The organism is Citrobacter sp. Cpo090 (assembly GCF_030332665.1).
In the GTDB taxonomy this organism is placed as follows: domain Bacteria; phylum Pseudomonadota; class Gammaproteobacteria; order Enterobacterales; family Enterobacteriaceae; genus Citrobacter; species Citrobacter portucalensis.
The window spans coordinates 1,085,643-1,097,941 of the sequence record NZ_JAOWHK010000025.1; the positions used below are offsets into that span (position 1 = coordinate 1,085,643).

Sequence of the window (12,299 nt, forward strand, 5' to 3'; positions counted from 1 at the left end):
TCAGACTCCCCCGCGAACACGGGGGAGTTTTTCTTTTACTTAGCCGCCTCATTCAGCACGCTGTCGAACTTATCTATCGGGCAAAAACCTTCTGCATCTATCGGACACCCTTTCAGCTCCAGCGTTACGCGCTGCGCCGGGGATTTCAGCGTCAGAACATCTGCATTACGCAACTGCTGCGAGCTCTGATACACATACTCGATTTTCATCAGATCACGATTTGCGTTGCTGTCATGCCAGCGCTGGAAAACAATCTTCCCGCCAATCGGCGTACGCTCGTTCTGATCGTGAAGCTGGTACGGTTTGAAATCCAGCGCCGTGAGCAGCGAAGCAATATTTGAGTCATGCCCCACCAGCACGGTTATTTTCGGTGCTTTCGCGCGATCGGTAACCAGCGCATTATCAATATATTTCACCAGTGGTTTGGCGACGTTCTGCGCTACTTCCGGGGAGGTGAACAGGCTGTCCTGATAGCCGTTTTTCAGTTTCGACAGGACCTTCCACTGCTGATCCGATTTAATCTCGCCCCAGGCAACCTTATCCATCGGGAAGCCTTCGTAATATTGCAGCGTGAAGGCATCAACCAGCGAATTCCCCACCTTCAGCGGCCCCGAAACGCCTGGCTCCTGCTGGTATTTCGCACTAAACGTATCTTTGGCATCGGTCAGGGAACACTGCTGTTTTTCTTTGCAGGACGGAGAGTCTTTGTAGTCTGTCATTTGCTCAAGCAGCTGATAGCTTTCGTTGAGCTGCATTTTACTACGCTCTTTCTCCATGGCCTGAACGGCCTGCTGGCTGAAGTCAGCGGAATCATCGGTGATCACCGGATTAAAGGTAGGATCCATGGTGCCCATTTTTTCCTGATGATGGACCGGAACATCACAACCAGGAAAAGCACCGGTGACAAAGAACTGCGCCGTGGCGACCGTACGCTGCAGGCTATTAGCGTAGGTATAAACCGTGTCCGGCGCTGGGCATTCGCCCGACTTCACCATTCCCTGCTCTGCCAGCCACTCTCGCATGTAGTGGCCCATATAGATTTCCAGCACACCGCCTTTGGTAGTGAGTTGTCCGCCGGGGACATCCCATTCTGGCCATTGTTTGGGGGTGGACTGTTCAAGAACGCTGCCATTATTGGCTAAAGGTGCACGTAAGTTATGCCGACTCATCATCAATACTTGTTGAAGCTGATACCCTTCCGGCGCGGTCTGCGCCTGCGCGGCGGTTGACAATAATACAGCCCCTGCCACGGCTGCGGCGATTAACGATTTATTCATCCCTACGACCTCTTGTTGTTATCAATCACAACAGAGTGTGACAGAAATATGACATATTTCCGGGAACGCTTTCGCAAAACAGACCATCTAGCGTGTCGTTTTAACACCGAACTCGGTTTCGAGTTTGCGAATGCCAAGAGGTGTGAAGGTGACGTGGCGGCTGCCCGGTTCGGTTTTTATCCATCGCTGTTCGCTAAACCAGCGCAGCAGCGTTGCGCCAAGCACACCGCCGGAATGATAACGTCGTTCGCTCCAGTCCAGACAACCGCAGGTTAACTTCCGCCGGGATGAGCCCGTGACAAGAACAATCCCCATCCGGGCCAGATTTTCCTGGCCAAGAGGAGTCAGCGTTTCACCATCCGGCGTTAACCACTGACGGGAAACTAGCGTATCAAACAACCTCACCGCGACCTCTCCGGCGAGATGGTCGTAGCAGGTGCGGGCATGCCGCAAACCTGGCGGCGTAGTGATTCTGCGGGGCGTTGATGTCGCCCACGCCACGCCCATCAGACGTTCCAGCAGTTCAGCGATATCGGAACCTGCCAGGCGGAAATAACGATGTCTGCCCTGCGCAAGCGCCACAACAAAACGTTGTTCGCACAGACGCGCCAGATGCGCGCTGGCGGTCGACGCGGATATATCCGCCACCGCGCTGAGCTCAGTTGCAGTCCAGGCGCGGCCATCCATCAGGGCGCACAGCATACGCGAGCGCGATTTATCGGCCATCACTGCCGCAGTGAGTGCCATTTGCGACTCCAAATCGCCCTCTTCTTCATGTAACATCACGGATGCCATAACGACCTCATTGGCCCTGAATCTCTGAATTAACGATGCCATGAAAGTCGCGCAAAGTCACCGCACCGGTCACACAGCACGCAGCACCATCTCGGTACCCAACCCGACCAGACAAAACAGAAAACAGCGTTTAAACACGAGCGGAGAAATAACCCGTCGTACACGGGTTCCTATCCACTGGCCAATCAGTGCAGGAACAATGGCCAAAGCCGACAAGCTTAGAGATTGTACGGGCAGCGCGTTATGCCACCACAGACCCAGCGCCAATGCCAGGGTCGAAAAGGTAAAAGAGATCCCGAGTGCCTGCACCAGTTCATCTTTCTCAAAGCCCAGGGACTGGATCCAGGGCACGGCGGGCATCACAAACACCCCGGTTCCGCCGGTCAATAAGCCGGTCACAAATCCAATAACGAGGGAGTACGGTTTTTCACGCTGCGGGGCCACCGCGATTTTCTTTCCCGCCAGCGTCCAGATAGCGTAGGCCACCAGCGCCACGCCGAGTGCAAACTGGGTTCGGGTGGTGTCACCACCGGTAATCCAGGCGCTGGCAAGCAGTGTCGCCACCACAACTGTCAACAGCATTGGCCACAGTCGTTTGAGCAATTGGCGTGTATTTCCACCACCGCCAAACTGGAACAAATTGCTTATCAGCGAAGGCAATAGCAGCATGGCCGCCGCGGCAACTGGCGAAATAAGCGATCCGAGGATCCCCATGGCCACGGTGGGCAACCCCATACCCGTAACGCCCTTCACCATCCCGGCGAGGACAAATGTGGCGGCAATCATCACCACCAGAGCGGGTCCAAACGCGAAAGAACTCGTCATGTTGCACTTTCCTGAAAAGAGAAGATGACTGATTCTGGACGTTAATCACCGTGTTTGCTTCGCCAGGCAACGAAATATGCCTTTCTGGGGAGGGCGACGTGATAAAAAATGCCGGGTTTCCCCGGCACATTAATCAGAACGTTTTCGCCCACCACAACCGAAGTTTCATGCCCCAGTAGCTGGTCCAGCCGCTGGTGGTTGATACCACCCGACCTTGTGACATCACCACCAGCGTGGGCGTGACGCTGATCGCCCAACTGCGGGAAATGGCCCCGTTCGCATCATTGATGACTGGAAAGTCCACGCCTTTTCGCGACAGCCAGTGAGATACCTCAGCTTCATTTCCGGAACGTAACGCAATGGTCATCACATTTTCCCCTTCCGAACGCAGCCTGGCGACTTCCGGCGTCGTGAAGCGGCATACGCCGCACCAGCTCGCCCAGAAATAAAGCAACACCGGCTCGTCTTTGCTGAGCGCCGCCAGCGTGACGGTTTCACCATCCAGCGTTTGTAAAGGCGTGCTGTCAAAGGAGGCAGGGAGCTGGGGCGCGCGCCAGGCATCCATCAGCAGCATCGCCCCCGCCAACAGTGCCAGTAAGATCAGCCCTTCGCGCAGCCAGCGGCGCAGTTTACTGAGCATTGGCCGCCGCCAGTTTTTCTTTTACCACTTCCTCAAGGGTTTCCCACGACACAGCACCGGGAATCAGTTCATCACCAATGATCGTTGCGGGGGTTCCCTGCACACCCACCAGTCGTGCCAGTTGCAGGTTAGTACTCAGCGTTTCAGCACTTTGGGCATCCAGCGTCACCGGACTGGCCCCCGATTTTTCCTGCGCCTGTTTGATACTGACGTCGGTATGGTAGCCCTTCTTCTGCATCAGTTTTTCATGTAGCGCCAGAAACTGTTGCGGATGCTGATGCCAGGTGGTCAACACGGTCCGCGCCGCCAGTTCCGAGCTTTCACCTTTAAACGGCAGCGGTTTAATCACTACCGCCACGTCAGGATATTTCTGCACAATTTTTTCCAGCATTGGATCCAACTGCTTGCAGTATGGGCAGTTGTAATCGGTGAAGTTTATCAGAGTCAGTTTCGCCTGCTTCGCGCCAATCCGCGGGCTGTTGGGATCGTTAAACAAGGCTTCCTGAATTAATGCTTCAATTTGCTTTTCCTGTTCCGGGGTAAACGGCGCAGGCTCTTTCGCGATACTGACGGCAGAAAACAGGGTTAACAGCAGAACAATCATCATTTTCATGGGGTTACTCCTTTGGCATCATTCAACGTTTGCAGTACCGCATCGCGGGTTAACAACGTGGGTAACGCCTGGCCATCCGGCAGACCGGGGCCATATATTTGGTTATACGGCACAGCAACCTGGCCGCGTTTTTTTAGAAATTCGGTAATGGCTTCAGAAGGGAGCGTCCAGTCGCCGCGCAGCGCCACCACATCCGGCTGTTGCAATGCGGCCTGTACGTCATCTTTATGCAAGACGTTGTATTTGTTTACCTTACAGGTGATGCACCAATCGGCTGTGACGTCAATGAACACGCGCTTATGTTGCGCCAGCGCATCCTCAATCGCCTGCTCGCTTAGCGGTTGCCAGTTCACGCTTTCTTTAGCGCTACTTTGTCCGCTAAACCCTATGTGTGGGAGCAGTAACGTCGCAAGCCAGATAGCCGAACCTAGCATCATCACGCCAAGGAGACGCCGCAAAATATTCATCCAGCGCCCTGGCCGCGGCAAACGCAGCGCCAGACCGGGACGCAGGGCTACCAGCAGCCACGGTAAGCTCATCCCCAGCCCAAGTGCGATAAACAGTCCCCACAACGTTGGCAGCGAAGCGGTCAATGCCACCGCCACCGCCGTTCCCAGGAACGGGGCGCTGCACGGCGTGGCAAGTAGTGTCGCAAATGCACCTTGCCAGAAATGTCCCGACAGACCGTTACCGCCGTGAGTCGCCAGCGTGGTGGTCATCGCAGAAGGGAGTCGGAATTCAAACCACCCGAACAGGCTGGCACTGAACGTCAGCATCACCAGTACCATGACGCCAATGAACCACGGATTCTGAAACTGGATCCCCCAGCCAAGCACCTGATTGGTTAAACGCAGCACCGTCATCAATAGCGCCAGGGCCATAAACGAGACCAGAATTCCGGCTACCGATGCGAGAAACTGACGACGGATCTGGTGACGACTTTTTTCCTCGACCAGCAAAATAGAGCCTAGCTTCATGCCCAGAACCGGTAACACACAGGGCATCAGATTGAGGATCAAACCACCCAGCAGTGCCATTAACACCACTTGCCACAGTGGGAGTGAGGCGTTCTCAACAACCGGGGCCTCGCCAATCGCAAGACGACTTTCCTGGGCAACACCGTTATCTGCCAGCACCAGCGTGACTGACTTACCACGTAGATCTGGCGCGCCTTCTCCCCAACCGTCATGTACAGGTACCGTGGCGCGTAACGTCTCCCCCTCAACATGGATTTGCGGCATGCCAAAATCCGTATCATCAACGGCATCCAGATATAGCCCTGGTTCAGTCCAGCCTCCCGCACGGTGAGCCTCGACGACTAACTCTCCCGCCCGTGAGCCAGCGCTCAGAGTATCGGTCAGGCCGCTGGCAAGTGGGATCTGTCCCATCGCCTGAGCGTAATCATGTGCAAAAGTCGGGTCCTGGGCTGTGGGCGTCACGGAAAAAGGAAAATCCGTCAACAGGCAAACGTTGCTACAGGTGGATAGCGTCAAAACGCCGCTGAGCGTGGCGGGCGATCTACCGCGCACCACCATCGGGAACGTCACCTTATCGTGATACCCCTGGGTAGTGATATTGGCGACCTCAAAACGAGCAGGGGTTGGCCAGAACCAGTCGACCGCTGGCATTTCCCCTTTCCAGGCGATAGCAGGCGCAACGCCTCCCTCGCCCGGGGAACGCCAGTAGGTTTTCCAGCCGTCCTCCAGTTTGACATCCAGCAGCAGACGGGTTTCTCCGCCTGCGGATGTATCAGCGCGTAACCGCACGCTGGCGTGATCGTTATCGGGTGAACGCAGCCAGCCGGGTTCAGCTGCCCAGGATACGGGCAGCCATAGCAATAACAGACAGAGCAGCGCCTGCCTGAAAACAGTCATCATAGTTTTTCTCCGTGAATAATTATCTAACAGTCAGCAACGGCTGTTCTGTCATTCACGGAAGACGCAAAATCGGAGATGCACCCGGAGAGTGGGCGGCGATATGGCTCGCGGTGGGAAAAAAGGTAGACGAAACGCCCGCACTGGCGCCAGCAACGACAACAGCAGGCACAGCACCAGAATAGCGCCTTCAAACAGTACGGGCGGCGCAGCCAGTAATGACTTCGCGCTCAGTTCACAAGGGGTAACGGGTGAGGCCTCGTCGGTCTGCACTTGCGCGCTGGCGGCAACGCTTGTAACAGCAGTATCCATCTGCAACGCGTGCAGGCCCGCCATGCGTTGTGCGGTGCAAACCATCACCACAACACATGCCAGACAGAGGAACCACCATCCCATCCGTTGACGTTTCGCCATTATACCCTCACTCATTGATGCGAGTTATCTTAACCACTCGCCGGTTTTTGGCAACCTTTACGCTGTAAAGTTATGTCCTGCCATCAGCGGGATATACCGCGATTTCAATCAGATTGAGATCGGGATCCCTGACATAAACTGAGCGAATAGGTCCTGTCGCACCGGTTCGTACAACGGGCCCTTCAATAATCTCGACTCCGTGGGTTTGAAACGTCTCCATCACCTCTTCCAGCGTACGCGTGGTGATAAAACACAAATCCAGTGCCCCCGGCGTTGGCGCGTAGGCTTTGGGTTCAAACTCTTTTCCCCGAATGTGGAGATTGATTTTCTGATTGCCAAAGACGAAGGCTTTCCGACCTTGCGCGAAAGTTTCCAACCTCATGCCCAAAAGCTCAACATAGAAACGAACGCAAGCCTCTTCATGATTGGTGGTTAGTACCAGGTGATCCAGGTGGTCGATCATAGCGACATCCATTTGGGTTGCTCATCTCTGACACTTACCCTATTCATTCACGCGCGACAAGAAAAAGAAATTCTACGGGGTATTTGCAGAACTTAGCGCAACAACTTGCAATTCACGCTTTAAAAACGAAATGATAATTAATCATATTCCCGTCTTTATTTATTACACTATAACATTGCTAAAAACACCCCTAAAAATATCACGGAAGTTATCATTCACTATTTACGAAGAATGCATGCAGATATTTCCATGGCAGCACACAAATAATGCCCGTTACGTACTAATGCGTAAATGAAAGTAAGGGGTAGCGCATTTTTAGGGGATTTCCTTATTATATCCAAACGCAATGAATAACGTATTCATTAGCAGAAGATTTGTTTATTAAATGTTATTTAGAGTATATGGAAATGAAAAAATATTTATTACCCCTGATTGGGTTACTTTTTACAGTTAGCGCTCAGGCAGCATCATTTACCAACGGTAAAGAGTATATCACCCTGGAAAAACCCGTCGCTTCCGCCCCGGCGGCGCTGAAGTTTTTCTCATTCTACTGCCCTTCCTGTTATCAGTACGATGAAGTTTTTGAAATCACTGATAACGTGAAAAAAGTATTGCCTGCTGATGTCAAACTCACCGAATACCACGTCGACTTTTTAGGTCCTCTGGGACAAGACATGACACACGCCTGGTCCGTCGCCATGCTGTTGAACGTACAAGATAAAGTTAAACCGTTGCTTTTTGATGCCGTTCAGAAAAAACAAACCGTTAAAACAGCGGACGATATTCGTAACGTATTTATCAGCGCGGGCGTCAGCGCCAGTGATTATGATGCGGCATGGAATAGCTTTGCCGTGAAATCACTAACCGCTAAGCAGCAAGAAATGGTGAAGGCAGTTGATTTAACCGGTGTGCCCGCCATTTTCATCAACGGAAAGTATATGATCAATCCAAAAGGACTGAAGTCAGATGACCTTAATGCATTCGTGCGAAACTATGCTGATACGGTCCGCTTCCTGATCACTAAATCCTGATGTTTAGCTAATCTCACTTTTCGCACCACACAACAGACGCTATAACGTTAAATGCGCTGTTGGTGGTGCGCAACCGCATCGTTTATCGCAATATCCTCCCTTCCCGGTTGGCATTCGCCGTTATCAGGATTACCCTAAACTTAGCGGTGATACCTGTTGTCAGGGTTCATCTTCTGCAAGTGTTGATTTACACGAGAGAACGCTATGGAATTAAAGGATTATTACGCCATTATGGGCGTGAAACCGACAGACGATCTCAAGACAATCAAGACCGCCTATCGTCGACTCGCCCGTAAATACCATCCTGATGTCAGCAAAGAGACTGACGCAGAGGCCCGGTTTAAAGAGGTTGCGGAAGCCTGGGAAGTACTGAGTGATGAACAGCGACGCGCCGAGTACGATCAGCTGTGGCAGCACCGCAACGACCCACAGTTCAGCCGTCAATTCCAGCAAGGAGAGAATCAAAGCTACAGCGCCGAAGATTTCGACGATATCTTCTCCTCTATTTTTGGTCAGCGTGCGCACCAGTCGCGCCAGCGCCCTGCCAGCCGCGGGCACGACATCGAAATAGAAGTTGCCGTATTCCTCGAAGAAACGCTTGCTGAGCATAGCCGCACTATCAGTTACAACCTGCCAGTCTACAATGCGTTTGGCATGGTAGAACGAGAAATTCCTAAAACGCTGAATGTGAAAATTCCGGCTGGCGTCGGTAACGGTCAGCGTATCCGTCTGAAAGGCCAGGGCACCCCCGGCGAAAACGGTGGGCCGAACGGTGATTTGTGGCTGGTGATTCATATTGCGCCGCATCCGCTGTTCGATATTGTTAATCAGGATCTGGAAGTAGTCGTTCCCCTCGCGCCTTGGGAAGCTGCGCTGGGTGCGAAAGTAACCGTTCCGACGCTGAAAGAGAGCATCCTGCTGACCATTCCTGCAGGCAGTCAGGCCGGTCAGCGGCTACGCATTAAGGGCAAGGGTCTGGTAAGTAAAAAACATACCGGCGATTTGTATGCGGTGATCAAGATCGTCATGCCACCGAAACCTGACGACGCCAGTGCCGCCCTGTGGCAACAACTGGCGGATGCACAAAAGGCCTTTGATCCGCGCAAAGAGTGGGGGAAAGCATAATGGCTAACGTTACCGTCACTTTTACCATTACCGAATTTTGTCTGTACACCGGTGTGTCAGAAGAAGAACTGCATGAGATTGTCGGCTTGGGGGTGATAGAACCCCATGAAGACGAGACGTTTGACGATCATGCGCTGACCGTAATGCGTCGCGCGGTGCGCCTGCGTCAGGAGCTGGAACTTGACTGGCCAGGGATTGCCGTTGCGCTGACGTTGCTGGAAGAGAATGCTCAGTTGCGCCAGGAAAACCGCCTGCTGCGCCAGCGGCTGTCTCGCTTTATCAGCCATCCTTAGTGTGTCAGGACCAGCATGGTGCTGGTCCTTTTATTATCCGTCCCGCGCTCTTAATGACATTGCCCAGCAGATGGCATACAGTCTGAGATAAGATTTATCTTAAACAATAAGACGTTGAGTCATGCAGCTTAAACCCCTCACAAAAGGTCGTTTTCACAATATCTGGCAGCAGGATGATGCCTTAATTGAGAAGATATTTCAGGAGCTACTCTCTGAAACGCAGATTATCCAGGAAGATGAGTATCTCTACCGCCAGGGACAGGTTGTCGATCGACTGATCATGGTGCAATCTGGAAGAATTTCGCTGCGTTACAGCGCGGAGAATGGTCGCCGATTCCAGTTGGGCGCCATGGAATGCGACGAGCAACTGTTTGGTGAAATGGAGTTTTTTACCGGATATCGCTGCCAGCTTGATATCGTCGCGGAAGAACCACTGACCGTAGCGGTATGCAGCTGCGACCGTCTGGAGGAAGCGCTGAATCAGCACCCGAGACTGGCGATATTTTTTGCCAGTGCAATGGCGATTGATTATCAGGATATGCTGGAAATCTTCCTGCACCGGATGCTCTACCCTATCGTACATAATGTGGCGTATGACCTGTATCGCCAGCATCAGAACAAGCAGCCGATGGACGGTTTCCATAAAAAATACCAGGAAGCTGAGCGATTCGGCACTACCGATCGGGTCTATCGACGGGCGGTTAAAGCGCTGACGGATGCCGGGCTGGTAACGCGAACGAAGCAAGGACTGGAAATTAAGGATCTGGATGGGCTGCGTAAATTTCTCGGCAATGACATCATTGACTGACACACCAATCCTCGCAAACAGAGCATTGGTGTGTCATTTCGGCGCAATCAGAACTTATAGGTGAGGTTGAAATAGTGACCGAGCCCGGTGGTACGCCCCGCACCGCCATGGTTTTCCATCAATGCCATGTTACGGAAATACTTCAGGCCATAACCGACTGCATAGTGCTCTGAATGCCAGTAGATACCGTTATACCATTCAATCGCGTTGTTGCTGTATAACGGTTGATTAGCAATCTTGTTCGCGGCGAACTGGTAGTCAAAGTACCCCTGATAGTTCAGATAACTGCCGTTGGCAAAGGTATAGAACGGTGTCGACCAGTTCGTTGAGAACATGTAGCCATCCCACTTTCCTTCGTTATCCGCACCGTAGTTTTCACGAACGTAGTGCGCATAGATATTCATTCCCACCATCCCAAACCACGGGACCTTCACATCCGTACCCAGACCAACGTAATGTTCAAATAATTCCCGGTCGCCAATGTTATTTACCGTTGCGATATAGAATTCGTTAAACGGTCCAACGGATAAATCTTTATTAAAAATGGCGTCCAGGGAAAAACGTGGAGATATCTTGGCAAAGAAGTTATCACCACCGTGACGATCGTCCTGTTCGCGATCCAAAATATCAAAGAAATCCACATAACCGTACAGATCTATAATTCCAGAGCGCGCACCAAACTCCAGTTCCAGATAGGTGTCATTACGAATACCATATGGCACTTTCGCATCCACACTTTGCATTAAGTTCATCTGCATCCAGTTAAAATCATTTTTACGGATGTTGCCATCGGTATAATCAGCCGCAAATGCTTGCATACAGCTCATTGCCACTACTGCACCCAGGATTGTTTTTTTAATCATCAATTTATTCTTTTTCAGCATTTTTCAATTCCTTTGAGTAAGGTTGAGTATCGCCCCACCATATAAATGGTGTGGCGACTGGCTATTTAATTAAAGAGGTAAGTGTTATTAGTGCTTTTAATTACGTTTGAGTTTTAATGTCCCCATCAACATGACAAAGATAATTAAATACAACACCGGTATTGCATACATAATTTTTTGCAATCCCATTGTTTTCTCCATGAGCGCACTGATCGCCGGACTAAACATGGCCCCGGCACTGCCGCTAATTAAAATATAAGAAACGTTTTGACTGCTCGCACGCTTCACGAAAGAAACACCGTAGGCAATAAATGAGTTATACAGCGCAGCACAGACAAACCCGTAACTGTAGGCCAGATAATCAAGTCCGGAGATATTATCCTTCGTGACGATAATCGTGGTAATAACACTTGCCAGCAGAATAATACTTAACAGGAAATAATGTATCTTAACCCGAGAAACAATGACGGTTGATACTAATGCCCCGACCAGCGCAGCGCCCCAATATTGCGTAATAATATTTCCTGCTTCTTCAAAGGGAATACCAAATTTGTTCTTCACAAATAAGGGTGCCCAGGTCAGGAAGGTATACAGCGCCAGCATGCCTAAGAACAAGCCAATGCCTCCGCTGATGATCCCTGGATTCCACTCCGATTTCACCTTGTCTGTCCGATCTGCCGCGGGAGCCGTTTCACAGGCAGTAAACCGGGTGAGCGCCACAACGCCCAGCGTGAGTAAGGCCACCATACCCACGCTCAGATAGCTGTAACTCCACGACATATTGTGCGTCAGGGCGAAGGTGGTGATCAGCGGGAAAACTACACCCGCGACGTTAAAGGTGGCGTCCTGCACCACCAGCATCGTACTTTGAATACGATCCTGCCAGACCGAAACCACGATTGTTCCCGCCACGCACAGACCAATCCCGCCGCAAAAACCCACCAGGGTCATGGCGACCATCACCGGCCATAAGCCAGGGCTTAAGTGCATTGCCAGAGCGCAAAGGAACACTATCGAATAGATAATCAGCGTCATACGCTTCACACCGATTTTCTCAATCAGGAAAAAAGCGGCGATGGTTCCGGCTAACGCCCCACCGTTCAGCAACGAAAATATCGAAGCGACGGTATTCACGTCGGCACTGTAGCGTAGTGCAATCGGTTCAATCAGCATGCCAAACTGACTGGCAAACCCTGCCATAATGAAATTTGCCAGAAAACTAATCAGCGTAAGTGCTATTTTATTCTTCATATAATG

General features: G+C 51.8%; 14 protein-coding genes. 4 read left to right on the plus strand and 10 right to left on the minus strand.

The features are described 5' to 3' along the window. Positions 1-35: 35 nt before the first annotated feature. From agp to OGY83_RS08040, 8 genes are all read right to left on the minus strand, one after another. Positions 36-1,277 carry a bifunctional glucose-1-phosphatase/inositol phosphatase gene (gene agp / locus OGY83_RS08005; RefSeq protein WP_286635653.1) on the minus strand — a complete coding sequence of 414 codons (1,242 nt, stop codon included), beginning with the start codon at positions 1,275-1,277 and terminating at the stop codon, positions 36-38. An 87-nt stretch (positions 1,278-1,364) separates the two neighbouring features. Then, on the minus strand, positions 1,365-2,072 hold the full coding sequence (locus tag OGY83_RS08010; RefSeq protein WP_191212962.1) for an ArsR/SmtB family transcription factor: 708 nt from the start codon (positions 2,070-2,072) through the stop codon (positions 1,365-1,367). A 69-nt stretch (positions 2,073-2,141) separates the two neighbouring features. Then, positions 2,142-2,897, minus strand: a complete 756-nt coding sequence (locus OGY83_RS08015; protein ID WP_286635654.1) for a sulfite exporter TauE/SafE family protein — start codon at positions 2,895-2,897, stop codon at positions 2,142-2,144. Positions 2,898-3,030: 133 nt separating this feature from the next. After that, the gene (locus tag OGY83_RS08020) at positions 3,031-3,537 is read right to left on the minus strand and encodes a protein disulfide oxidoreductase (RefSeq protein ID WP_123268173.1); all 507 of its coding nucleotides are present in this window, start codon (positions 3,535-3,537) and stop codon (positions 3,031-3,033) included. Continuing rightward, positions 3,527-4,150, minus strand: a complete 624-nt coding sequence (locus OGY83_RS08025) for a DsbA family protein (RefSeq protein WP_123268174.1) — start codon at positions 4,148-4,150, stop codon at positions 3,527-3,529. Before OGY83_RS08025 ends, OGY83_RS08020 begins: the two co-directional genes overlap by 11 nt. Continuing rightward, positions 4,147-6,027: a protein-disulfide reductase DsbD family protein gene (locus tag OGY83_RS08030; RefSeq protein ID WP_286635655.1), complete on the minus strand. Its 1,881-nt coding sequence runs from the start codon at positions 6,025-6,027 to the stop codon at positions 4,147-4,149. The genes OGY83_RS08025 and OGY83_RS08030 overlap by 4 nt, the downstream gene beginning before the upstream one ends. A gap of 48 nt (positions 6,028-6,075) precedes the next feature. Further along, a complete protein-coding gene (locus OGY83_RS08035) occupies positions 6,076-6,438 on the minus strand; it encodes a hypothetical protein (protein ID WP_003832041.1) in 363 nt (120 codons plus the stop codon). Between the two features lie 70 nt (positions 6,439-6,508). Next, the gene (locus tag OGY83_RS08040; protein WP_191212964.1) at positions 6,509-6,913 is read right to left on the minus strand and encodes a VOC family protein; all 405 of its coding nucleotides are present in this window, start codon (positions 6,911-6,913) and stop codon (positions 6,509-6,511) included. A 395-nt stretch (positions 6,914-7,308) separates the two neighbouring features. Between OGY83_RS08040 and dsbA the strand changes: the two genes are divergently transcribed. The 4 genes from dsbA (at position 7,309) to OGY83_RS08060 (ending at position 10,158) form a co-directional block, all read left to right on the plus strand. Further along, positions 7,309-7,932, plus strand: a complete 624-nt coding sequence (gene dsbA / locus OGY83_RS08045) for a thiol:disulfide interchange protein DsbA (RefSeq protein ID WP_286635656.1) — start codon at positions 7,309-7,311, stop codon at positions 7,930-7,932. Between the two features lie 204 nt (positions 7,933-8,136). Next, positions 8,137-9,057, plus strand: coding sequence for a curved DNA-binding protein (gene cbpA / locus OGY83_RS08050; RefSeq protein ID WP_079938010.1), 921 nt, complete (start codon positions 8,137-8,139; stop codon positions 9,055-9,057). After that, complete coding sequence (gene cbpM / locus OGY83_RS08055) at positions 9,057-9,350, plus strand: chaperone modulator CbpM (RefSeq protein WP_003832033.1); 294 nt, start codon at positions 9,057-9,059, stop codon at positions 9,348-9,350. The genes cbpA and cbpM overlap by 1 nt, the downstream gene beginning before the upstream one ends. Before the next feature lie 121 nt (positions 9,351-9,471). Continuing rightward, on the plus strand, positions 9,472-10,158 hold the full coding sequence (locus OGY83_RS08060) for a Crp/Fnr family transcriptional regulator (RefSeq protein ID WP_003832031.1): 687 nt from the start codon (positions 9,472-9,474) through the stop codon (positions 10,156-10,158). A gap of 47 nt (positions 10,159-10,205) precedes the next feature. Here OGY83_RS08060 and OGY83_RS08065 read toward each other — a convergent pair whose 3' ends face one another. Further along, positions 10,206-11,042 (minus strand): nucleoside-specific channel-forming Tsx family protein, encoded by an 837-nt coding sequence (locus OGY83_RS08065; RefSeq protein ID WP_168978448.1) that lies wholly within the window; start codon positions 11,040-11,042, stop codon positions 10,206-10,208. A 96-nt stretch (positions 11,043-11,138) separates the two neighbouring features. After that, the gene (tsgA, locus tag OGY83_RS08070; RefSeq protein WP_079938013.1) at positions 11,139-12,293 is read right to left on the minus strand and encodes an MFS transporter TsgA; all 1,155 of its coding nucleotides are present in this window, start codon (positions 12,291-12,293) and stop codon (positions 11,139-11,141) included. Between the last annotated feature and the right edge of the window lie 6 nt (positions 12,294-12,299).